The organism is Paenarthrobacter sp. NPDC091711, assembly GCF_044756605.1.
Classification (GTDB): Bacteria; Actinomycetota; Actinomycetes; order Actinomycetales; family Micrococcaceae; genus Arthrobacter.
The window spans coordinates 709,263-732,304 of sequence record NZ_JBIVTF010000001.1 but is presented as its reverse complement, the minus strand read 5'-3'; the positions used below and the strand labels follow the sequence as shown (position 1 = coordinate 732,304).

At 61.6% G+C, this 23,042-nt stretch carries 13 protein-coding genes and 1 pseudogene; 5 read left to right on the top strand and 9 right to left on the bottom strand.

Translation table 11 applies throughout. The features are described 5' to 3' along the window. The 3 genes and pseudogenes from ACIQH5_RS03270 to ACIQH5_RS03260 form a co-directional block, all read left to right on the top strand. Nucleotides 1-222 (top strand): annotated as a pseudogene (locus ACIQH5_RS03270) (carbohydrate ABC transporter permease); the annotation flags it as partial. 6 nt (nt 223-228) lie between these two features. Then, nucleotides 229-1,347, top strand: coding sequence for a family 43 glycosylhydrolase (locus tag ACIQH5_RS03265; protein ID WP_400400216.1), 1,119 nt, complete (start codon nt 229-231; stop codon nt 1,345-1,347). A 79-nt stretch (nt 1,348-1,426) separates the two neighbouring features. Then, entirely contained in the window at nt 1,427-4,402 is a 2,976-nt protein-coding gene (locus tag ACIQH5_RS03260; RefSeq protein ID WP_400400214.1) for a glycoside hydrolase family 2 TIM barrel-domain containing protein, read from the top strand. A gap of 143 nt (nt 4,403-4,545) precedes the next feature. Here ACIQH5_RS03260 and ACIQH5_RS03255 read toward each other — a convergent pair whose 3' ends face one another. The 3 genes from ACIQH5_RS03255 to ACIQH5_RS03245 form a co-directional block, all read right to left on the bottom strand. Further along, the gene (locus ACIQH5_RS03255) at nt 4,546-6,825 is read right to left on the bottom strand and encodes a beta-galactosidase (RefSeq protein WP_400400212.1); all 2,280 of its coding nucleotides are present in this window, start codon (nt 6,823-6,825) and stop codon (nt 4,546-4,548) included. A 79-nt stretch (nt 6,826-6,904) separates the two neighbouring features. Continuing rightward, complete coding sequence (locus tag ACIQH5_RS03250; RefSeq protein ID WP_400400210.1) at nt 6,905-8,233, bottom strand: cellulase-like family protein; 1,329 nt, start codon at nt 8,231-8,233, stop codon at nt 6,905-6,907. Next, a complete protein-coding gene (locus ACIQH5_RS03245; protein WP_400400208.1) occupies nt 8,230-11,526 on the bottom strand; it encodes a DUF5107 domain-containing protein in 3,297 nt (1,098 codons plus the stop codon). Before ACIQH5_RS03245 ends, ACIQH5_RS03250 begins: the two co-directional genes overlap by 4 nt. A gap of 36 nt (nt 11,527-11,562) precedes the next feature. Between ACIQH5_RS03245 and ACIQH5_RS03240 the strand changes: the two genes are divergently transcribed. Beyond that, nucleotides 11,563-12,483, top strand: a complete 921-nt coding sequence (locus ACIQH5_RS03240) for an AraC family transcriptional regulator (RefSeq protein ID WP_254780015.1) — start codon at nt 11,563-11,565, stop codon at nt 12,481-12,483. Nucleotides 12,484-13,065: 582 nt separating this feature from the next. Here the strand turns inward: ACIQH5_RS03240 and ACIQH5_RS03235 are convergent. The 6 genes from ACIQH5_RS03235 to ACIQH5_RS03210 all read right to left on the bottom strand — a co-directional run bounded on the left by ACIQH5_RS03235 (nt 13,066) and on the right by ACIQH5_RS03210 (nt 21,917). After that, on the bottom strand, nt 13,066-14,496 hold the full coding sequence (locus ACIQH5_RS03235) for an MFS transporter (protein WP_400400206.1): 1,431 nt from the start codon (nt 14,494-14,496) through the stop codon (nt 13,066-13,068). A gap of 230 nt (nt 14,497-14,726) precedes the next feature. Further along, a complete protein-coding gene (locus tag ACIQH5_RS03230) occupies nt 14,727-15,434 on the bottom strand; it encodes a GntR family transcriptional regulator (RefSeq protein ID WP_400400204.1) in 708 nt (235 codons plus the stop codon). Between the two features lie 87 nt (nt 15,435-15,521). Then, nucleotides 15,522-16,475, bottom strand: coding sequence for a TAXI family TRAP transporter solute-binding subunit (locus tag ACIQH5_RS03225; protein ID WP_400400202.1), 954 nt, complete (start codon nt 16,473-16,475; stop codon nt 15,522-15,524). Next, nucleotides 16,472-17,902: a sensor histidine kinase gene (locus tag ACIQH5_RS03220; protein WP_400400201.1), complete on the bottom strand. Its 1,431-nt coding sequence runs from the start codon at nt 17,900-17,902 to the stop codon at nt 16,472-16,474. Before ACIQH5_RS03220 ends, ACIQH5_RS03225 begins: the two co-directional genes overlap by 4 nt. After that, on the bottom strand, nt 17,899-18,564 hold the full coding sequence (locus tag ACIQH5_RS03215) for a response regulator transcription factor (protein WP_400400199.1): 666 nt from the start codon (nt 18,562-18,564) through the stop codon (nt 17,899-17,901). Before ACIQH5_RS03215 ends, ACIQH5_RS03220 begins: the two co-directional genes overlap by 4 nt. Nucleotides 18,565-18,674: 110 nt before the next feature. Next, nucleotides 18,675-21,917, bottom strand: a complete 3,243-nt coding sequence (locus ACIQH5_RS03210) for a 2-oxoglutarate dehydrogenase E1 component (protein ID WP_400400197.1) — start codon at nt 21,915-21,917, stop codon at nt 18,675-18,677. Nucleotides 21,918-22,030: 113 nt separating this feature from the next. Between ACIQH5_RS03210 and ACIQH5_RS03205 the strand changes: the two genes are divergently transcribed. Further along, the gene (locus ACIQH5_RS03205; protein ID WP_400400195.1) at nt 22,031-23,020 is read left to right on the top strand and encodes a LysR family transcriptional regulator; all 990 of its coding nucleotides are present in this window, start codon (nt 22,031-22,033) and stop codon (nt 23,018-23,020) included. Nucleotides 23,021-23,042 lie beyond the last annotated feature (22 nt).

Genomic DNA, 23,042 nt, shown 5'->3' with positions numbered 1-23,042 from the left:
TGGAGCTGGAACGACTTCCTCGGCCCGCTGCTCTACCTCAACACCCCGGAAAAGTACCCGCTCCCGTTGGCGTTGCGGCTCTTCGTGGACCAAACACAGTCCTCGGACTACGGAGCCATGATCGCCATGTCCGTCCTGGCACTCCTCCCGGTCCTGGTGTTCTTCCTCGTCTTCCAGCGCTACATCGTCGAAGGCGTCTCCACACAAGGCCTCAAAGGCTAATCCCGGATGTCCCACTCCGTTGCTGACCATCTGACCTCCAGCTCTGAAACTCACGGCGAAATCCCGAAAGACGAAATGCCCAAGGAAACCCACATCCGCCCAGGCCAACCGTGGCTCGACACCAACGGCAACCGAATCCATGCCCACGGCGGCTCTGTCCTCTTCGAGGACGGCGTCTTCTACTGGTACGGCGAGAACAAGGAACATACCGAGCCGGGGTCCGGTATTTGGCACTGGGGTATCCGCTGCTACGCCTCGACAGACCTTGTTAATTGGGAAGACCGTGGCCTGATCATTCCGCCGACCCCGGACGACAACGAGTCGCCGCTTCATCCCACGAAGTTGCTCGATCGCCCCCACATCATCAAGCACCCCGAAACGGGGCAGTACGTGTGCTGGGTGAAAATTATGGGCGAAGGACTCAACCAGCGCACCACCGTGCTCGTCGCCGAGGATCTCCTGGGACCGTACGAGATTGTGGCCACCGATTTCAAACCCTTGGGCATGAACGCAGGCGACTTTGATCTCGTCATCGACCCCACGGATGGGAAGGCTTACTACTACTTCGAGCGGGTACACAGCGAGCTGATCTGCGCGGACCTCACGCCGGACTACACGGGAGTGACGGGCTACTACACCACACACTTCCCGCAGCCGGCACCGCCGGACGTGCGGGAGGCGCCGGCCTACTTCCGCAGGGGTACGAAGCACTACCTCATAACCTCGGGAACATCGGGATACTTTCCCAATGCTTCGGAGGTCGCGGTTGCCGGCACCTACCACGGCCCATGGACTGTCCTGGGAGATCCACATCCCGACGACAGCTGCCGGACCTCCTACCGATCGCAGGTGAGCTCGGTCTTCAGGCATCCCCACAAGCGCGATCTGTATATCGCGATCGCGGACCGTTGGCTCCCGGATCTCACGCCCGAAGAATCCAACCAAACGGAGCGGTACCGACACCTTTTCAACAGCGATGACGCAGAAACCGAGATAGCGGAGGAATCTGTCCAACATCAGTCAGATCTTCGGGAGGCAGACTACGTCTGGCTACCCATTACCTTCGATGGTGACGTGCCAAGGATTGATTGGCGGGATGCTTGGTCACCCGAAGAGTTCAACTGACACATCGCAAACGCAAGCAGAACGTGAACTGACCCGGCCGTCGTCCAGTCGACGGCCGGGCACTAAGGATGGAACGGACATGCAGGACCTTTCGCGGAGAACACGTCAGGAAAACAGTTACGTGACGGCCATTGAACCGTCAGAAGGAACCTTGACGCCGAGGGCCTCCACAGGGGATACCACCGCAAAGAATATCGACCTCGATGGGACATGGAAATTTCGCTACTCGCCCACCGTAACGCAGGCGGGCCGGCAAGCGCTCTCAGAGGCCGCCGGCCAATGGTCAGATATCCAAGTGCCCGGACACTGGCAGTTACAGGGTTTCGGCAATCCTTGGTACACGAACACTACCTACCCTTTTCCCGTCGATCCGCCGCGGGTGCCCCACTCGAATCCCACAGGCGACTACCTACGTGGCTTTGACTGGGCCGAGTCGCCAGCGCAGAGCCGATGGGTGCTCCGCTTCGAAGGCATCGAGTCGATAGGTCGTGTGTGGCTCAACGGAGCGGCAATCGGCATAACGCGCGGCAGCCGCCTCGAGCAGGACTTCGATATCACCGACCACCTGGTTCGCGGCCAGAACACCCTTGCAGTTCGCGTTCATCAGTGGTCCGCGCATACCTACATCGAGGACCAGGACATGTGGTGGCTGCCCGGCATCTTCCGCAGCGTCTCCATTCTTGAGCGACCCGTGGGCGAGATCGGTGACCACTTTGTGAAAGCGGACTACGACGCACAGACCGGTTTCGGAACACTTCGCATCGATACAACAGCGGCCGCGACAATTGATTCGCCGGAACTCGGTATCACCGCCACTCCGACGGGTAAGAAATTGACGTTCACCTCAGTGGAGCCGTGGACTGCCGAAACGCCCCGCCTCTACACAGTAACCGTGTCCACACCCGCGGAAACCCGCATGATTCGAGTCGGCTTCAGGCGAGTCGAAGTGAGCGGCGGACAGCTTCTGGTCAACGGGCGGGCGATCATGCTTCGCGGAGTCAACCATCACGACTTCCACCCAGAGCTCGGCCGGGCTCTCACCAAAGAAGACCTTGAAGCGGACATCCGCACGATGAAGCAGCACAACGTGAACGCCGTCCGCACGAGCCACTATCCTCCATCTCCTCACCTGCTCGATCTCTGCGACGAGCACGGGCTGTGGGTGGTGGATGAATGTGATCTCGAAACGCACGGTTTCTTCTCCCAGGATCCGACCAACAACTACATAGATCCTAGATGGGCCCTGAACCCCTCGGACGATCCCACTTGGAGGGATGTCTACGTTGACCGTATGCGGCGAATGGTGGAACGGGACAAGAACCACCCCAGCGTAATTTTGTGGTCCTTGGGCAACGAGGCTGGTACCGGTGGGAACCTCGCCGCAATGGCGCAATGGACCCGCTTCCGTGACGAAACCCGGCCAATCCACTACTCTCACGACGTCGCTTGTGAGTATGTGGATGTCTTTGGGGAGATGTATACCTCGTTCGCCCGCATGGAAGAGATTGGTCGCCGGGAGGACCGGATCGATCCGTCAAGCGAAAAAGACAGCCTCAGGGACATTGCCCGCCGAGAATTGCCCTTCATTTTGACCGAATATGGACACGCGATGGGCAACGGGCCAGGTGGACTGCTGGACTACCGGGAGCTATTCGAAAAGCACGATCGTTGCCAAGGCGGTTTCGTGTGGGAATGGCGAGACCAGGGCCTTGCCCGACAACTTCCCGACGGGCGAACCGTTTACACGTACGGTGGCGATTACGGTGAGCCGGTCCATGACGGCACTTTTGCAATCGACGGACTCGTCTTTCCGGACGGGACCCCTTCGCCCGGGCTGCTCGAATTCAAGTCCGTTTTCTCGCCGATACGGATTGGCGTAGACCCTCATCACCACACGGTCACTGTGCGGAACCTTCACGATTTCTCCGCCCTGGACAAGGTGGTGTTTCGCTGGAGCGCAGCCTTCGAGGGGGTCGAAACGGCCCGTGGAACGCTGGATTTGCCGACGATTCCCGCCGGCGGGAACCATCAGAGTCAACTCCCCACTCTCCCTGTCGGGAACGGTGAGATGTCGCTCACTGTGACTGCCGTGACAAAGGAAGCAACATGGTGGGCCGACGCGGGGCATGAAATCTCATTCGGGCAGGCCGTTGCCGGGCCGGTGCCTGGGCAGCTGGCTGTTGTCTCTGCCGAGGTTTTGGCTCCGCTGGACAACAGCTCCGCGGAGCTGTGGCACTTGGGGCCGGGGTCCTTTGACCGGGACACCGGAGAGCTGGTTGGTTTGGGCGGTGTCACGTTGTCGACCCCGCCAAAGCTCGATCTGTGGAGGGCTCCGACAAGCAACGACCTGGCATTCGGTGAAGCCTCAGTTGCTGAACAATGGCGCGGCGCTGGTCTGCATGTTCTCGACCACACCGCCCTCGAAGTCATGCACAACAGTCATCAACTCAGCGTGCTGACCCGGGTGGCCCCCCTCGGTTGCAGTTTTGGAGTTCGCGTTGAGTGGTTATGGTCCCTCACCGAAGAATCTGGCGAATTGCGCCTTGGTCTTAGGGCGACGCCTTATGGAGCCTGGATGTGTTCATGGCCCCGCATCGGCCTCCGCTTTGCTCTTCCCGCATCCTTTAACCAAGTGGATTGGTATGGCTACGGACCCGGGGAACGCTACCGGGACACGTTCTCTGCCACCAGACTGGGACTGTGGTCAGCGAGCGTGGACGAACTGCAAGTTCCCTATGTCTTCCCACAGGAGAACGGCGCGCGCGGCGGTCTTCGCAGGTTGGCACTCAGTAGCGGGACCCACCGTGTAGGGGTCGTCGCTGACTCCGGGTTCGGGTTCACGGCCCGGCCATGGACACCGGAGGAGCTCACCGCGGCCACGCATGACGCAGACTTGGTGCCTGGCGCTGAGACGGTCGTCACTCTCGATATCGCTCTCGATGGCATTGGCAGCGCCGCCTGCGGGCCCGCCCCGCTGCCTAAGGACCGCCTCTTACCGCAGCCGGTAGAGCTCCACGCCCTGATCCGTGCAGGGAGATACACCGCGACTCCCTGATAATCCGGATGGAGCATGGACTGCTGGTCGCCGTTAGGCCTAGGCGAACCGAGGTCAAAAGGACCGTACCGCACGACGGCGTCCTGCCGCCGTCGTGCGTTACATCCGTTGGCCACCGCGAGGGACACGAAGCCGGTCACCTGTCAGGGTGAATTCTCGACGTCGCGCTCTTCCCAGGATTGCCACCCTTGAAGGTGGACGTAATCGAGTGAGTGCAGGGCTCCCGCGTTCGAATCACGCAGACGTTGGGCATCCTTCGGCAGCCCAACCTCCGCGTCTTTGGCCAGCGGGAGGATCTGGAGGACTACGTCGGAACCGGGGACGATGCCTGCGTCGTGAACTTCCACGATCCAGGGTGAGCCGTCCCAGAATCGATCGTTGACCACCTCGCCATCGACGAGGAGCCTGGCGACATCGCCGGTCCAGCCAATCTCCAGTTCAAGGTGCCTGGTGGCCTGCCCTTCCTCGAGGAGCACCGGGGGCAGATGGAGCCGGAAGGATGCTGCCAAGCCAGCCATGGTGTATTCGTCGGGCGCTGCGGCCCGGCCGCCGGACGAGCCGTACGAGGCGGGCACGGTCTTGGCCGTGAAGAGTGCTTCAGTGTTGACGGTATGCAGTCCAATTGTGCCTGCGTGAACTGTGAGGTGGAGGTCATCGAAACTGCCCGATGATGGGTTATAGCGTTGGACGGCGGGTCTGCCTGTAGAGCGGCCGCTGAGCGTTCCAGCGGCCGATATCCAAACGGGTTCGGCGCTGAGAACGAGTTCCCGCCCTCTCTCTGACTCCAGTGCCCACGCCTCATCTCCGAGGTGCGGAGGCAGGATGAGGATGGGTAGCGAACTGTTCCCCGAGGATGCCGTGAGGGTGAGGGGAAGTTCAGCGTGGTCGATGTGGAAGGTGCCGTCCGGGGCGAGAGTTCGGCCCGGCACGTGTGTGTCCGGCCCGAAACGGAGTTCTACGGGGATTCCCGCTTCCGCTGTCAGCACCAGCGTGGGGTGGGAGGCTGCGCCTACCACGGTGAGCGCAGAAGCGGTGGCCCAAGACAGATGTACGCCGTTGTAGCTGAGGTTGATCGGCCAGTGGGCGATGGTGCCCGGAGGGATGGCAACTGGGTGGCTGGGTAACGTGAGGGTCTGGTCGTTCAGCTCAAGAGTGAACTGCGTGGGCTGGTGGGTCTCCAATGGGACATGAGGCTGGTGCCAGGTGATGAACACGAAGCCAGCGGTGCCGTCGCTTCGGAGCGCCCAGCGGAGTGTTGTCGTGTCGTCCACGTCCTCAGGTTGCCTGTCTGGCAGAGCAGAGGACATGTGCGCGAGTTGGTCGCCGAAGGCGGCCAGGAACGCGTGCTGTTTGCGTAGCTGGGCGAAGCTTCCGGCCAGCCGGCCCGCAGCGCCCACAGGTGCGTGGAAGTCGTAATCAAAGTTCGGGAAGTCATTGGGGTAACCGGTCGCCTGTGATTCCTGAAGGTGCGCCGCGGGATTGGCCCCGCCAGTGAACATGTAGTAGCCCTGCCATGCCGAGCCATTGCCGATCTTGTTGTGGGCGATGGCCGCTACGTCCCGCGCATCTGGCCAGGGACGTCGGTGGTAGGCGGTGGCCATTCCACCGGCCAACTCGCAGGTAGCGGCAGGGTAGCCTGCCGTCCCTCTCCCGGAACCTTCAGTGCTTTCCCCACCCAGATTTTTCCGGACGTCCGCGCCGATGCCGGGATCGTCCCACTCATGGCTGAAGAAGTAGTGCTGCCTGAAGGTAGGATCCCACGGAGCTTCGGCGTCTACCCAGAATCCGTCTCCATACCCGCCGTAGACAGGCATGACCTCCTTCACCGGAAGCTCTGCCCCTCCCCATGCTGTTGCCGTCCACAGGGGGGCGCTAAATCCTGTTCTGCGGGCGATCTTCTTGAGTTCCTGGATGTGGGCCGGCTGGTCATATAGTTCATTCTCCAACTGGATACCGACGACGTTGCTGGCCGGCCCCATCAATCCCTTGAGTTCGTGGCCAAGACGTGAAAACCACGCCGTCACGAGGGCCAGATACGCTGGATCGTTGGTGCGGTGCTTCACGTTTGCTGCCTGGACCCAGTCAGGGAACCCGCCGTTGCGGGCCTCGCCGTGTGCCCACGGACCGATGCGAAGGACCACGTCCAAGCCCACCGAACCGCAGAGCTGCACGAACGCAGCCACGTCCAAATTGTCGTCGAATCGGACCAAACCTTGCTGCTGCTCATGATGAAGCCAGAAGACATAACAGGCCACCACCGTGATGCCGCCGGCCTTCATCAAACGCAGGCGGTCCTCCCAGCGCGCGCGGGGCAGCCTGCTGAAGTGAATTTCACCCGATACAGGGATGACCGCACGCCCGGAGTTCTCGATGAACTGCGGGGTAAGCTGCCATCTTTCATGAACGTCCTCCGCAGTACTCATGGTCGGTGATGGCCCGGCGTCACCCGATGACGTGTAGGTGATCGACAGCGGACTCGTGACAATGTGTGACGTGGCCAATCTAGTTCTCCGTTGTGGTTGGCGTAGCGAGGATGATGTTGTTCATGTGGCGTTGCCAGTCCTGGTTGCCCCACATGGGGTGGTGCGGCGCTGCGTTGGAGCAAAGAACCATGCCCCAAACTCCGTGCGCCAGGGCGGTCCGGATACCTTTTTCCGCCAGCTCCCTGCCGATGGGACCTTCTTCAAAAGTACCCAGGAGCGGTGTGTAACCTATCCAGCCTTCCCCTACAAGTGCCGGGATCTTCTTCCACCTGGCCCATTCAGAGATGGCGATCACCCGGGATTCGATCTCGCGGAGCATGACTTCCCGATACTTTCCGTAGTGGCTGTTGAGCCAGTTGTCCCACGCGATTTCGTCGATCCAGTCGTAGCCGTAGAACATCTGGTCCGTGACAACGGTGGCCTCATATTTCCACCCAGCCAACCGGCCATAGTCTTCAACGCTGGGAGCTGTTGCGTGCAGCAGGGACCTTAATTCCTCGTTGGGAAAGGACGCTGTTCCTTCGGAACGGATGTCGATGCGTCGCTGGAGAGCGTCCAGGACGCCATAGCTATATACATGGAACTGTGCAGCGCTGTGATGGCCAGGCACTGTGTGCATGGCGAGGTGGGGTGGTTTTCCATAGCTCGCTGTGAACAAGAGGTCCGGGTGGAGAGACTGCAGGCGTGAGAGCTCCTGTGTGCCGCCGTCGGCCAGGGCCGGCAGGATGGAAAAGTCCACTTCGTTGTGCAGTTCCACCAGTGCGATGCGTTCCCGATGTCCAGCGGCTGTCAAAGCCGTGATCATCCGATCCCACGCAGTGGCCAGCGCGGCGTACCGCTTGGTGAGGGGGACGGCATCGATGGCGTTGAACCACTGGGACGTGGCAGCAAAAGCCGGGGATTGCTGAAACTCCCAGCTCGCCAGAATCACCACCAGGCCGTGCCGCTCGGCAGCTTCGAAGAGCTCAAACAGCCGGCGCTGAAGGTTCAAACGATAGCCGCCGGGGGCGTCATACCAGCGGGTGCCCCGTCCATAGATGCCCCCGTCCGGAGCTTTTCCCATCCCTTCGATCTCTACATCAATGGCCAGATCTTCAAGTCCGAGGTCACCGAAAAGAAGTAGGGGCGCTGCGCAAATTCTGATGGTGTTGTAGCCCAGCTCTGCGGCCTGAGAACATGCGGCATCCAGATCGGCGTAGGGTCCGCCGCTCTCGGCACGCGTGTACCAGGAGAAATCCCAGAGCGTGATGGTAAGCCTCTGCGGCAGATGCGCTGGGACAACTCCAGTCAGCTCCGCAGTGTCCCTTTTGATGGTTCCTGACCCCAGGTACCGGGATTGTCCGCTCATGGTCGTGTCCCTTGATGGAGCCCGGCCCGGCCCTTCGCTGCAAGCTCACGGAGCCTGTCCGCTGTGCGGGCCCGGCTTGCCGTGGTATCGGTGTCAAACAGGAGAAGCTCAGGGACCGAGGTTGCGAAGTATTCGACACCGGATGGTTCGGTCTCCAGGTCATCGGCACCTGCGCTCAAAAAGTCCCAGACCCGATTGGCTTCGGAAGGCAGGCCGAGTCGCGCGAAGGCTATCCCGCGCCAGAAGTCCGCCGGAGTGGCCCGGGCCTCCTCCGGGGCGGCGGAGTTATCGCCGCGGCAGGCTAAGTGCCAGGCCGCGGCGGCCCCCTGGTGGTCCTCGGCGAGGGACAGGGCGTCTCCCAGCAGTACCAGGCGTTCGGCCATACTGTTGGCTGGATGCCGCCCTTCGCCTAGGTTCGGAGGGGCTGCCATTCCTTGACGAAGCAAGGCGACGGCCTCCGTCGGATCCGAAGTGAGCAGGTCCCTTGCCACCTGAAGGGATGCACGGTCGTAGGCAGCGATGGCGAGCCCTTCTCCTCCTTCGAATGGTTGGAATATGCGCGTGGTCATGATGCCGAGGGCTTCGTGGACGCGTCCGACGTCCACGAGCAGGTTTGCGTAGAGCAAAGCGAGATCGTGCCGTTCCAAGAGGACATCGCCATGGCGTTCCAGCGACTCCAGTTGCTGCGCAGCACCGGCCCCGCGGTGCTGCGCAAGGACGGCCCGTTCAAAGACCAGCCGGGGGTCATTGGGACTGAGATGAAGGGCGCGATCCAGGAAAGTGTCAGCCTCATTCGGGTTCCTTCCCAGGTTGACCGCAGCAATGGCCGTGTTGCGCCACGTTGAAGGATCCGCCGAACCCAACGTGGTGGACGTGTGCAAATGATGGTAAGCGTCGCCGGTCCTGCGGGCATCCAGCAGCCAACATCCCATCAAGGAGTGGGCCACCTCATCGTGCGGGTCGGCAACGATGGCCAGCTTCAGCGCATCGTAGTCATCGAGGCCGTAAGGAAAAGCGAGCGTGGTGTCTGACCCGCGGGCAGCGGTCCTTTCGGCGGCGGCGGCCTCGAAACGTTGGAGGTGCTCCAGCCACGCTGCGCGCAAGTAGCGGCGCAGTGGTTCCGTAGCGCCGAACGCCCGGACGGTACCGGCGGGGGATGGCTCGGCAGTGAGGTCCAAGGCGTCCCGCCATTGACCAGCGCGGGCAAAATCGGAGGCTATGGTCAGTGCCGTTTTCGGATCTGCGGGCGTGAGTCGTCCGTCCAGTGCCAGAGCCAGGGGATCGAGGGGATTGTTGAGGAGCAGCTCCCGTAGGACGCTCTCGGCCTCGGCAGCCCTGCCGAGCCTGCGCAATGTCATGACCTGCAAAGCATGTCCCGCAGGACTGAGGGCATCTCTTCGGATGGCTTCTTCGGCATGGAGCAACGCTTGCTCGTAGTCGGAGGTCCTGAGCGACATCCTGGCCAGCGCCAGCTGCGCGGGGTGCGCCCAGGCTGCATCCCACGCCGCCTTGCCCTGGTGTTTCCTGGCCTCGTCGAAATGACCCAACCTTTCTTCCACCAGTCCCAGCCAATAGCCGGCCTCGCCCGTTGCCGGGTTCAGGTTCCTTCGGGTGAGACGAGAGAGTGCAGCCTGGAACAGCTCCCGGGCTTCGATGTAACGGCCCTGCCGGTACATGGCGGTTCCGAGTGACACGGCGGCGCGCGAGTCGTGGGGATCGCGTCTGAGGATCTCTTCAAAGTAGGGCAGCGGTGACCTTGTGGCATGCCGGTTTTGGGTGAGGTGCAGTCCCGTGACGTAAAGCTCGTCGGTACTGCTGATCTTTTCAGGGTGGGGTGGTTCCGTGGCGATCCACGGCTCCTCAGCGTTGGTTGTGATCTCCCTGGGTGTCCAGGAGATGAGCTTCTTGCCATCCTCTAGGATGTCGACCGTCAGTTCGGCCGCCCGCGCAGCGGTGGGAAGGATGACAACGCCGGTAAACGGGTGGGTAGGGGACAGCCGGACGGGTTGAGTAAGCACCGTCCGACCGGCCCGTGAGAGCACTACCGAAGCGTTGTTCAGGTTCCGGGTGGCGGAAGCGCCAAGATGGACTTCGGTCCCTTCCTTCACCAGCCGCAGGCTGACCGCGGCATCCAGGTTTGCCTGCTGCGCCGGGCCCATCTCCCGGATGGGATACCAGTATTGGCTGAACCTGCGGGTTTCCCCGGGGGCAAGATAGCTGAAGTCCGGTTGGTTGTCCGTAAAGACACCAGCCATCAACTCAACGTAAGGGCCGTCGTCGTCGGTTAATTGTCCATCCCAGGCATGGCCTACGGGCCCGTCGCCCCAAGTCCACTGCTTTTTTCCCGGGGAAATGGCACGGTCCGCCCAATGGACAAAACCAGCCTTCTTCAGGTGGTCATAGCCTCCGAAGAAGCTGTCCTGGGTATCGGTGATCATGTAAGAGGTAGGGACAGGAACGTTGGAGTAGAAATCAACACGGTCCGAGCCAGGCTGAACCGCGGCCAGGGCCGGGTAGTCAACACCGTAGTAGGGCCGGTCGGCATGGGGGAAAGCTGTGATGGCACGTCGGGCGTGGTCGGCCACGTACCTGACGTCCGTCGGGAAGAAGGACTGATAGTGCTCGTGGACCCGGGCCGCGACATTTGCCCACCACAGGAAAGTCTGAGGCTCGTCCGTCCTGTTGTGCAGGCGCCCTTGGACCTCAAGGAGCGACTGTCCGGGGCGAAGCGTGACCCCGTGGTTCCCTTGCATTCGTTGCAAGGGATCCAGATCGCTGTGCCACACCGTGACGGAACCATCAGGATCGCGACTTATGGACGTTTCGACCGGAAGGTAAGTTGCCGGCCTGTGGTGCTGCGGCCAATTGAATTCAACGCCGCCTGAGATCCACGGACCGGCAAGGCCCACCAATGCAGGCTTGATGACATTGTTGCGATAGAAGAAATCGTAGTCGGCTGTCTTGTCGTAGCCGACATGGATGCGGCCCCCGATCTCAGGGAGCAGCATAAGCCGCACAAATTCGTTCTCCAGGTGAATCGCACGCCACAGCCGAGGTTCTTTGGCTACGGCCACACTGTCGATGAAGGGCAGGGGATAGACCTTGCCGCTGGAGCCTTGGTAGACGCGACGGTCCAAAAACATCGGATAACGATCCGGCTCACCGGTTGCGTAAGTATCTATCCAAACCGGCTCGCTCCAGCAGGCCACACCTCCGGCGGCCAGGATGCTCTCCTGGGCGGGCGGGGCATCAGGCAGGGAAATTCGGCTCGTGGCCTCGGAAAGGTTGTTCACAGATGAAGATTCTAGGCACCAAGGAGAACCTCAGACATGGCAGATAAGATGATCTATATGGATGATTCGGTCAACCCCAAAGATTTCATCGGATCTCCGGCCGGTTTCGCTGATCAGCGACTTGTGGTGGTGCCACGTCCGGTGATCGTTGAGGCGCTCGACCGACCGCTGACCCGAAGGATGGTGGTCACGGATGCCGGCTACTTTCCCCGCGCTGCCGGCCATGGACGGAATCGCCGGCGCGGCGCCGGGGGAACCGTCGTCATAGTGTGCGTCGCCGGCAGTGGATGGATTGAGACAGGAGGGATGCGGACGGAGGTAGGCCCAGCCCATGTGGTGGTGTTGCCGGGCGGGACCGGCGTACCGCATTCCTATGGTGCATCGGAGGCAGATCCATGGACTATTTGGTGGTGCCATCTCCGCGGCACTGACGTTCCTGAACTGCTCGAAGTGGCCGGTGTCAAAGCTCCCGGGAGTGTGGTGCCTCTGGCCAGCGTTGACCGTCTTGCCGCAAGCTTGGATGAGATCGTATCCACCCTCGAAAATGACCAAGGACCAACCGGGCTGATCGAATCTTCGGGTGCCGCATGGCGGCTGCTAACCCAGCTAGCAACGGACCGCCGGATACCCGCCCCTGATGAGCCCATGGAGCGTGCGCTGACCTACCTCCGATCACGCATCGAGGGCACCGTTCGGGTGCCGGACCTGGCAGCCATGCTCGGTGTATCCACGACTCGATTGGGCAGGCTCTTTCGGGACTCAACAGGCGGCGGCGTCGTTGCCCACCATCTCGTCTTGAAGATGGCCCACGCCAGGCATCTATTGGACACGACGGAACTTTCCATTGCCGAGGTGGGCCGCCGAGTAGGAATGACGGACCAGTTCTACTTCTCCCGCCAATTCAGCCGGACTCATGGAATGAGTCCCACAAGCTATAGAGCAGAGCGGAAAGGGTAGTGAACTGAGCGGGCGAGAAGCCCTTGGCCCCCACCATCGTTTCAAGGACTAGCAGCTACCGATGGACTGCCAAGGGCAGTCAGGCTGCCCTGGCATTTGATTGTGTGTCCACTAGTTGACTTGCCAGAGTTGGCCAAGGTTTGGCGCCGTCGGTGCCCAAGGCATCGATTGCAATGGATTCGCTTGCCGACACTTCTGCAAGCGTTGTCGTTGATCGGCGTTGGAAGCCGGGCATCCACTGTGTATGCCATTAGGGCGCTGTCTTTGGCCGTGACCTCCACGCTGATGGGAGCCCACTCCTTGCTGCTATGTCGAGATACTACAGGCGATCAAGAGTGCATTATTTTGCGAGTTTGCGGCCCACACTGAGACCTGACACGGCCAACATCCACTGCTAACTGGAGCGCCTGAAGGGCTCGCATATCCTGCGCCAGGTGGGCCATGATGCGCTGCGCCAATCCCGAGATGACGTAATGGGGGCACCAGTATCAGGACGCCGTTGTTGGCTTTGGCGGCCTCGCGGAAAAGGACAAGAAAAGTGGCCGGTCTCCGTTGGAGACCGGCCACTGCTGTGGTGGTGAGTTAGTTTCGCGCTGACCCGGAGCCGGCGGGGCTAAGCTCGGGAGCTTCGGGGCTGTGAGCACCGCTGCGTGATGGGGCGCCTTCAGTGTGAGGAGTTGTCTGGACAAGGTCGGCCTCGAGGCTGGAGTTCTTCGACGGTTCCTTGACCATGAACGAGGCAACCAGAGTCAATGCGATGCAGCCGGTGACGTACCAGAAGAACGTGGATTCCATGCCCGCCTGCTTGAGCGCCAAACCGATGGGTTCAACGGTTCCGCCGAAGGATGCTGCAACGAGTGCGTGCGGCAGTCCGACGCCGAGTGCACGGACCCGGGTGGGGAACATTTCAGCTTTGACGATCGAAGCGCAGGCTGTGTAGCCGGAGACGAAGATCAAGCAGAGCATCATCAGGCCGAAGGCGGCGAAGACGTTGGTGGTGTCGGCGAGGATGGTCAGTACCGGCACGGTAACGATGGTGCCGCCGATAGAGAAGAAAAGCATGACCTTGCGGCGTCCGTAGCGGTCCGAGAGGCCGCCGGCGATCGGCTGCAGGAACATGAAGAGGAACAGTGCCACAAAGCTGATGACGCTGGCGTCTTCCTTGGCGATGCCGGAGGTGTTGACCATGTATTTCTGCATGTAGGTGGTGTAGACGTAGAAGCTGACTGTGCCACCGATGGCCAGGCAGAAGACGGCGATGAGCTGCTTGGGGTACTGCAGGAGAGCGCGCAAGGATCCTACAGGCTTCTTACCGGTGGATGCGGTCTCTGCTTCGCTGCGCGCCTTCTCCAGTTTGTAGTGCTCGGATTCGTCCATGGAGCGGCGGAGGACCATGACCAGGAGTCCGGCTACGGCGCCGATGATGAACGGGATGCGCCAACCCCATTCGCCCATCTGTTCGGGTGTCAGGATGCGTTGCAGCAGGATCATCACCAGCAGAGCGGAGAGTTGGCCGATGATGATGGAGACGTACTGGAAGCTGGAGAAGAAGCCGCGGCGGCCAGGCGTTGCGACCTCTGAAAGATACGTGGCGCTGGAGCCGAATTCCCCGCCGACGCTCAGGCCCTGAATGAGCCGTGCGAAGACCAAGAGGATAGGTGCCCAAATCCCGATCGTGTCGAAGGATGGGGTGAGGCCGATCGTCAGCGAGCCGGCGCTCATGAGAAGGACGGAAGCGGCGAGGGCGTTTCGGCGTCCGTGGCGGTCCGCGTACATGCCCAGCAACCAGCCGCCTAGGGGGCGCATGAGGAAGCCGACGGCGAAAACGGCTGCGGTTGACAGCAGCTGGGCGGTGGGGTTGCCGCTGGGGAAGAACTCGGCAGCGAAGTAGATGCTGAATGAAGCGTAGACGAACCAGTCGTACCACTCGATCAGGTTACCGAGGCACCCTTTGACGACGTTGCTCACCACACGGGACTTGACCGGTGCAGCTTGCGTGCTTTGAGTGTTCACTTGAACTCCTTTGTTCTTGTCGGTGGCGTTGGGCTTCTGCTGCCGTCGCCGCCGGTTCGGGGCTTTCGCCGTGGAACTACCTCCAATGTGTCTCAGGTCACCGGGCCTGAATAGCGAATTGGCGATTTCTTAGCCGTCCCTTAAGACGGTTCTTCTGTGAGCGTTTGGCAGGCACGAAAAAGCCGGGCCCGCAGCAACTGCGGACCCGGCACGACCGGTCTTACAGGGAACTAGACGCGGGCGAGGCCCGGAGATTCGTCGCTGGTCCCTTCGGCGGCTACGCGCTCATCAAAATGGGCGGCCAGAAGCTCTCCTGAGTGCATCAGGTGCTCCTCCATCTCCGCCCGGGCCGTGGCGGCGTCCTTGGATCGGATGGCTTCCAAGAGCTTTGAATGGTCGTCGACAGTAGCTCTGGGCCAGCCTTCAATGCTGGAGTAGAACCTTCGTGGGACATAGCGCGAGACGAGGCCCATGGCCCAGATAATCTTCCGCGAATCAGCCAGGAGATTGATCTCGCGGTGGAAGGCATGGTTTTTTTCTTCCAGCAAGGCATCGTCGTGGCGGGCTGCAGCTGCAATGAGTTCGTGGTGCAGTGCTTCGAGCTCAGCCAAGTCCTTGTCGGTGGCATTGTGCGTGGCCCGCGCCGCCAGCTCGCCACCAATGAGAGCCTGAACCTTGAAGATGTCCCGGATGTCCTTCCCAGTCAGCGGCGCAACTTGGAAGCCCTTCCGGGGTACCAGTTCCAGGAAGCCCTCCACCCGCAGGGACTGAAGAGCTTCCCGGACCGGTGTGGTGGAGATTTGGAGGGCCTCGGCCAAGACCTCTGGCCGAACCTGTGTTCCTGGCCGGAGGCTGCCGGACATGATGAGGGCGCGGACGTAGGAGGAAGCCTCGTCGCTCAGTTGCGGACGAACACGTTTGCGCTCATTCATGGTCATGTCACTTTCTGCTTACTACATCCAAAACTACGGCATTGCCCGGGAAGAATTGTCGCAGCTTTCATAGCGGTTATGGCGCGTCGAACCCTAGGCATGGTTGCGCTTGTATGCCTCGGCAGCACCCGGATGCAGCGGAATCCCGGAGGTGTAGATCAGTGACCGGGCGTCCAGGAACTGAATGCCCACGGCTCCCGGAGGTACGAGTTCCGCGGATCTGGTGACTAAGACGTCAACAACCCTGCTGACCACGTCGTTGGGAAGGCCGGGCCTGGCCAGGAGGATGGTTGAAATTCCCACCGACGCGATTTCTGTTGCCGAGGCATAGAGGCTTTTCGGTAGAGTCACCGGCTGGTACACGGGCCCGTACTGCTCCTGCAGCGTCCGCTGTTCGGCAGCGAGGTCCAGCAGGCGGATCCCGGATGCAGGACCTCGGCCGGTACTGGTGTCCATCTGGGGATGTGGCACTCCGCCGGCAAAGAGCGCGGCCTCAACGTCACCAGCGGCCAGCGCCTCAAGCACCTCAGTGATGGGTATTTGGCGGATAGTCACCTCGGATTCATTGAGCCCTCCGGCCTCGAGAAGTAGTCGGCCTGCCCGGATAGTGGCGGAGCTGGCGCCCAGGCTGATGACCTTTCCTCTGAGCTGGGACACGGTCCGTAAGGACGAATTTCCGGCGACGGCGAACTGCAGGTAGTTCAAGTAGAGGCGACCCACGGCTTGCAGCTTCTCGCGTTGGGGCAGTGCTACGTCGGCCAAAACCAAAGCGAAGTCGAGTTTGCCTGCCAGGATACTGTCCAGGTTTTCCACTGAACCATCGGTGATCCTGGGATCCAAGGTGAAGCCAACGTCGGTGCCGGATACGGCGGCAGTCAGTGATTGGCCGAAATCGTAGAAGAACCCTCGGTTTTCAGCGGTGCCCAAGGTGAACTGTTGCACTGGTGCGCTGCAACTTCCCAACAGGCCACCTGCTGTAGCTGCGGAAACTGCGGTGAGTAGCCGCCGTCGTGATAGCTGCCGGCGGGAGATGATCGGGTCTGTCATGGCGCAGCCTCCTCGTGAGCTGCAGGAAGTGTCAATACGACGGTGAGACCGCCGCCAGGGGTTTCCCTGGTGCTTATGCGGCCACCATTTCGTTCTATGAGTGCCTCCACAATGGACAGTCCCAATCCGGTTCCCCCGGGCTTTTCCGGCTGCTGGGCTGTTCCGCGGTAGAACCGCCTGGTGATCAACGTCAGTTCGCTTGGCTCTACGCCTGCGCCGTTATCTGCCACGGTGACCATGACCCAGGCGTCATCGTCGGCATCGACTGAAATCCTGACAGTGGCGCCTTGGCCAGCGTACTTGCAGGCATTATCCAGGAGGACGTCGAGAGACTGTTCAAGGTCGCCGGTGCTGACGGAGGCGGCGGGACCGGCAGCGGAGTCTCGAACTTCAAGGGCAACCCCGGCGTCAGCAGCAATTTCCGCCCAAAAATCCGACCGCTCTTGAGCGACGGACAATGGCCGGCAGTACTCGTGACCCGGTTGCGGGGCACGCGGCGTTTCTGCCACGGATAAGGCCAACAGATCGTCAAGGATTTCCTCCAGGCGAAGAGTCTCGCCGAGAGCTCGCTGGTAGCTCTTTGTGCCGTCGCTATGGACCTGAGGTTCCAAGAGGTCCAGACGCAATTGGAGAGCCGTCAGGGGGTTTCGCAATTGGTGGGCTGTATCGGCCACCAGTCGGCTTTGGGCGTCCGCCGAGGCGTGAACAGTTGTCGCCATTTTTTCAAAAGCTTTGGAGAGTAATCGGAACTCCGGAGGCCCCCCGGTGGTGTGCTGAGGCAACGGTGCGACGTCACTGCCGGCAGCTTTAGCGACGGGCAGGCTTTCTGTCAGCTCCTGCATGCTCTGGCTGACTTTGTCCAAGGGCCGAAGGATCCACCGGCTGACAGCCAAAGCCAAGAGACCGAACACGGCCACCGCCGTGATGGACCCTGCGCCGATGAGCAGCCATATCCGCAGGATGTCGCCCCTCGGTCCGTCCGTGGACGCAACGATGACCACAGCGCCGTTGACTTGCGCGCCGGAACCAATTGGCTTGGCGAAGACTGCCGTCTGGGGACTCCACGGCGTGAGGAGTTCAAGGCCGGATGAGCGTTCGTTGCGCAGCGCCCGGCCGACGGCGGCAGAGACATCCGGGTCGTCCAAGGTGGTTCCAACCGCATGGGCGGAAGCGCCCCTGGTGGACACTACAGCGACGGCATCACCATAGAGGCCGTTGTAGGCAGCAATTTCCTCCATGAGCAGGCCGGAACCTGCGTTTCGCACGTAGCTGTCGGCCAGGTCGGCGAACCGTTGAAGGTCCCCGTCCCTGCTGAGGACGAACTGGCGGGTGCGAAGGTCAGCGGACGACAACGCCAGGGGGACCGCGAATCCTGCCACGACGATGGCCCCGAGGATGGCAAGGACCAACAGCAGCCTGGTTCTCACTGCTCGCCGGTCCAGCGATACCCAAAACCGCGAATGGTCTCAATCAACCCTGGGCGTCCGATCTTGGACCGGAGAGCGGTCATATGGACATCAAGTGACCGCGACACCGTGACGAAGGCGTCGCCCCAAATATGGTCCATCATGTGCTGGCGGCTGACAGCTGTCCCAGGGCTGTCAACCAGCATCGCCAGCAACTGGAACTCCTTGGTGGTCAACTGGATCTGCTCTCCGCCCACTTCCAAAGTTCTCCCCGAAAGGTCGACGAGGACGTCGCCAAACTCCCGAAGATCCGTTGATGAGGCAGAGGCACGCTGCGCCCGCCGTCGGATGGACTCAATCCGGGCCAACAACTCAGTGATGCGGGCCGGCTTAACCAGATAGTCATCGGCCCCGTTCCGCAAACCACGAACCACCGAGCGCTCGTCGTCCCGAGCGGTCAACACGATGACGGGCACCGCTGAAACCTGTCGGAGGCGCCTGAGGACTTCGATTCCGTCCATGTCGGGAAGTCCCAAGTCGAGCAGGACCAGGTCGAAGTCCGGGTGCCGGGTCAAGAGCTCAGTTCCACGGGCCATGCGGTGCGCCGTGATCCGGTTTGCTTCCAACGCGTCCACGAGTGCGCTGGCAACGCCGTCGTCGTCTTCGACAACACCTATCCGCATGTATCAGGTTCCTTTCACTGGTTCAGGCGGTACGGGAAATCCCGCACCGCCCGACCTTCGTCTCTTTGGTTACTCTAAGCTCCTCGATCCGTCAGAACGAGGCAGGATCGCTAGCCGATCCGGAAATCGACGACGCCGGACTGGGCCGCCGCCGTCAGCAGACGGTCCTGGGCTGCTTTGTGCTCTGCCGAATAGCCCTCCGCAGGCGAAGCTGCCTCCGGCCGGCCGACATAACCGAGACGGAAACGGCTCAGACCCATTTTGAGCAGCTTGGGCAGCACATATGTCCATGCACCCATGTTCTCGGGTTCTTCCTGGACCCAGACGACTTCCTCCAGCCCACCGGCCGCCGCCACTTCGCGCATGATCTCTTCATGGGGGAAGGGGTACAGCTGTTCGAGGCGAAGCAGGCGCACGCCGTCGCCCAGGCGTTCCTTGGCCTCGACTCCCACCTTCCCGGTGCAGAGGAGAAGGCGTGTTGCCTCGTGGCTGGGAGCACCGGATGCCAAGACGTTGTGGAAGGTGCCTGCGGTGAAATCTTCCACAGCAGATTTCGCGGATTCAGCCCGCAGCAGTGACTTTGGCGTGAAAATGATGTGCGGCCGGGGCTCCTCCATGGCTGCTGCATTCACCAGGGCGTTGAAGTACTGCGCCGCCGTGGTCGGGATGAGGATACGGGCATTGTCGCGCGCTGCGAGCTGGAGGAACCGCTCAAGGCGTGCCGAGGAGTGTTCCGGACCTGCACCTTCCCAGCCGTGGGGGAGGAGCGCAACAAAGCGGCTTTCGCGGCCCCACTTGTCGCGCCCGGCCATGATGAACTGATCGAAAATAACTTGTGCAACGTTCACGAAGTCACCGAACTGGGCCTCCCACAACTGGAGTGAGTCCGTGTTCGTCCGGCCGTAGCCATACTCAAACCCCACCGTGGCAACCTCGGTCAACGGAGTATTAGCCACAAGGAAGGGTGCGTCCTCGAACGTGAGACGCTCCGCCTTGTCGCCGGTCTGGGCATCGTGCACCACGATGTGCCGGTGGCTGAAGGTGCCGCGCTCCACGTCCTCACCCGTAAGCCGTACGGGCACGCCGGCCTCATTGATGTGCTTCAAAGCCAGGAGTTCCGCCTGTCCCCAGTCCACCAGGAACTCCTTGTCACGCAAGGCGCGCTTCTTATCGAATTGACGCATCAGCTTCGGATGGATTGCGACGTCGTCACGCGATTGTTCTGCCGCGTCGAGCACGTCGGCGAGCCACGTGGCCGTAATGTCCCGCAGTTTATCCACGACGCCGGGGCGGGGTGCGAACTCCTGCGTCACGACGGTGTTCAAATCGAAGACCCGCGCCTTCTCCAAGGCTCCGACGAGGTGCTCCTTGGCCGCAGCCCGGGTTTCAGCGACGTAGGTGTTGGTCACAATGCCGGCCGTTTCCAGAGTGCCGGCGTAGATTTCGTGAACCGGAGGGTGCTGGTCGATGTCGTCGTAATATACGGGCTGCGTGTAGCGGGGCTCGTCAGTCTCATTGTGTCCATGCCGGCGGTAACCCTGGACATGGATGACGATGTCCGTGCCAAAGCGCTCGCGGTATTCGAAGGCAATCCTGGCTGCAACCAGGTTTGCGTCGACGTCGTCTGCGTCTGTGTGGATGACCGGGACGTCGAAGCCGCGGATGACGTCCGAAGGGTATGTCGTGGAACGCAGCTGGAACGGGGTGGCCGTGAATCCGAGCCTGTTGTCCTGGACGACGTGGATGGTGCCGCCTACGTTGTAGGGCTCAAGCCGCTGCAGGTTAAAGGTCTCGTAGACGACGCCCTGTCCGGTGAAAGCGGCGTCACCGTGCAACAACACGGGAAGAACCCTGCGACGCGCCACTTCGGGTGCAATACCGTCAGCGATCAACTGGTCCTGCTTGGCTTTGGCCGCGCCAAGGGCCACAGGTGATACGAATTCGAGGTGACTTGGATTCTGTTCCAGCATGACGCTGATCGAGGAGCCATCCGTGTCGGTGAAAGTGCCGCTACCGCCCAGGTGCTGGCGGACATCGCCGGAACGGGCCAGTTCGGTGGACCGGGCTGACGGGAGAAATTCGGCAAGGATGCGCTCCATAGGCCAGTTAAGGATGTGAGCCATGATGCTGAGCCGGCCCCGGTGGGCCATGCCCAGGACAGTGTCTGTGTAGCCCTTTCCTGCGGCCTGTCCCGCCATCTCCGCCAAGGCAACAACGGTTGATTCGAGACCCTGCACTGAGAGTGTTTTTTGCCCCAGGAATTGTGTTTGGAGGTAGCTTTCGAAGACGTCGATGTCGGTTGAGAGCTTGAGCGCCTGGAGGCGTCGCTCAGCGGTTGGCTGGGGAGTGCCGTGGCGGATCAGGTCAGCCAGCCAGCTTCGGGTTTCGGGGTCGGAAAGGTGTCCAAATTCGATCTCGACGCCGTTCGGCAGCCAAGATCCCTCATCGCGTGCTCGCACGGGTTCCAGCCGGGCGACGGTAGCGCTTCCTGCGCTGTTGAACTCGGCAAGCCGCACGTCGCCGTCCGCGGCGGAGTCCGCCTCCTGTAGTCCGAGCAGCGGGTCAGGCTCGTTGCGCAGAATTTCCTGCTCGAGTTCAGCCAGGAAGTCCTGTGACCGCAGCAGCTTTTCCACCGCTCCCAGGAAGCTCCCCGAGTCGGCGCCCTGGATGGCTCGGTGGTCATAGGTGGAGGACAAGGTGAGGACAGGGTCCACAGGTTGCGTGGCAGCGAGAGTTTCCAGTCCCGCGGGGATGCCAATGGCACCGGCTGCGACGATGATGCCAGGTCCGGCAGGAAGCAGCGGTACGCCGGTCGTCGAACCAAAACGGCCGGTGCTGGTGAGGATGAGCGTGGCGCCGCGAAGCTTGGTCACAGCGATGGTTCCCGCCCGGCATTCCTGGGACAGCTGGCCGAGCCGGTCTACCAACGCAGGGAATGTGAGGCTGGCCGCGTTGTGGATCACGGGGACCATGATGGAGTGGCCCGCGGACGTCTCGACGTCTACCGCCACTCCAAGGTTGACCGCCCCTTCTTGAACGAGGACAAGGTCCGCGCCGTCGGATTCGATCCGTTGACGCACTGCCGGAACTTCGTGCTGGGCGGCACGGGCCATGGCCGTCGCCAGCACGGCGGCGATCGGGACGTTGAAGCCCTGGCCGCGGAGGCGTTCACGCCATGCCATGAGTGCAGAGACCTCAAAGGTCCTCATGGTGGATGCCGTAGGCACGCTGAGGCTGGCCTCCATATTCCGGGCCATGGCCGCGCCCCGGCCACGGAGGACTTTACGGGAATCTGCCGCGGGTGTTGAGTCCGGGTCAGTCGGGCTGGATTCGGGGGTCAGGTTCTGAAGCATGTGATTGTCTTTCAGCAGAGGTGTCGGGTGCCATGGGTGAAGAGAACTGGTAACCCGAGGGATTGCATTCCATCGTCCTCGTTATGGATAGATGGCACCAATACCTTTTGGTGATGGCTGTATGTCATGGTGTGATTGCATTTAATTGGCGGCGACGACGAGGGGACCATACCGTGGAGATGCGGCAACTTCAGGCACTGTTAGCGGTGGCTGACACCGGAAGCGTGACTAAAGCAGCAGAGCTTTTGCACATCGTGCAGCCAGCCGTCACCCGGCAAATCCACAACCTTGAGGCCGAACTCGGGACCTCCCTCTTCGATAGGAGCCGCAGTGGCATGCGGCTGACGGAGATCGGCGCGCAGGTGGTTGAACGGGCAAGACGGGCATTGAATGAGCTTGACCGTGCGCGGGAGGAAGCGAGAACTTCCGGTGCTGGCCTTCACGGCATCGTCACGGTGGGGCTCCTGGCCAGCACTGCGTCACTCCTCGCCGTCCCACTGGTGTCAGCAGTGACTGAACGGCACCCCGGCGTCCGGCTGCGTGTAGTGACCGGATACGGCGGGCATCTGAGCCGCTGGTTGGAAGCAGGGGATGTGGATGTCGCCCTGACGTACAACCAGCCACCCGCCACCGGCCTTGACGTCAAGCCGCTCTTGGAGGAGGCTCTCTGGGCTGTGGCCCCCCCGGCGGCCGCAACAGTGAGGCCAGAAGGAGTGGATCTTTCAGAGCTGCTGCTCCAGTCGCTGGTGATGCCCAGTGCCCCGCATGCCATCCGATCCCTTGTGGAAAGTGCCGCGGCGCGACTTAATGTTCCGCTGGACATTGCTGTGGAAACCAACGACGCCGGTGTGCAGAAGCAACTGGTGCAGAGCGGCCTGGGATGGACAGTCTTGCCCGGCATTATGGTGGCCGACGAAGCGGCGGGCGGCGTCCTCAATTCGTCCCCCATCGTTAATCCCGAAATACCACGGAAAATCGTTCTCGTCCGGCCGTCCGGCACCCGGGCGCCAGGTGCCGGACGCATGGTTGCGGATCTCTTGGAGGATGTGGTGCTTACTCGGATTGCCAGTGGAAAGTGGCCGTCCGCGCGCCTCGTCGTTTGACGTCCGGCACGCCCATGCTCCT

What these genes read in the sequence shown, in the direction of transcription:
- ACIQH5_RS03265 (WP_400400216.1), top strand. Translation starts at nt 229, where the DNA reads ATGTCCCACTCCGTTGCTGACCATCTGACCTCCAGCTCTGAAACTCAC.
- ACIQH5_RS03260 (WP_400400214.1), top strand. Translation starts at nt 1,427, where the DNA reads ATGCAGGACCTTTCGCGGAGAACACGTCAGGAAAACAGTTACGTGACG.
- ACIQH5_RS03255 (WP_400400212.1), bottom strand. Translation starts at nt 6,825, where the DNA reads ATGAGTACTGCGGAGGACGTTCATGAAAGATGGCAGCTTACCCCGCAG.
- ACIQH5_RS03250 (WP_400400210.1), bottom strand. Translation starts at nt 8,233, where the DNA reads ATGAGCGGACAATCCCGGTACCTGGGGTCAGGAACCATCAAAAGGGAC.
- ACIQH5_RS03240 (WP_254780015.1), top strand. Translation starts at nt 11,563, where the DNA reads ATGGCAGATAAGATGATCTATATGGATGATTCGGTCAACCCCAAAGAT.
- ACIQH5_RS03230 (WP_400400204.1), bottom strand. Translation starts at nt 15,434, where the DNA reads ATGACCATGAATGAGCGCAAACGTGTTCGTCCGCAACTGAGCGACGAG.
- ACIQH5_RS03225 (WP_400400202.1), bottom strand. Translation starts at nt 16,475, where the DNA reads ATGACAGACCCGATCATCTCCCGCCGGCAGCTATCACGACGGCGGCTA.
- ACIQH5_RS03215 (WP_400400199.1), bottom strand. Translation starts at nt 18,564, where the DNA reads ATGCGGATAGGTGTTGTCGAAGACGACGACGGCGTTGCCAGCGCACTC.
- ACIQH5_RS03210 (WP_400400197.1), bottom strand. Translation starts at nt 21,917, where the DNA reads ATGCTTCAGAACCTGACCCCCGAATCCAGCCCGACTGACCCGGACTCA.
- ACIQH5_RS03205 (WP_400400195.1), top strand. Translation starts at nt 22,031, where the DNA reads ATGGCTGTATGTCATGGTGTGATTGCATTTAATTGGCGGCGACGACGA.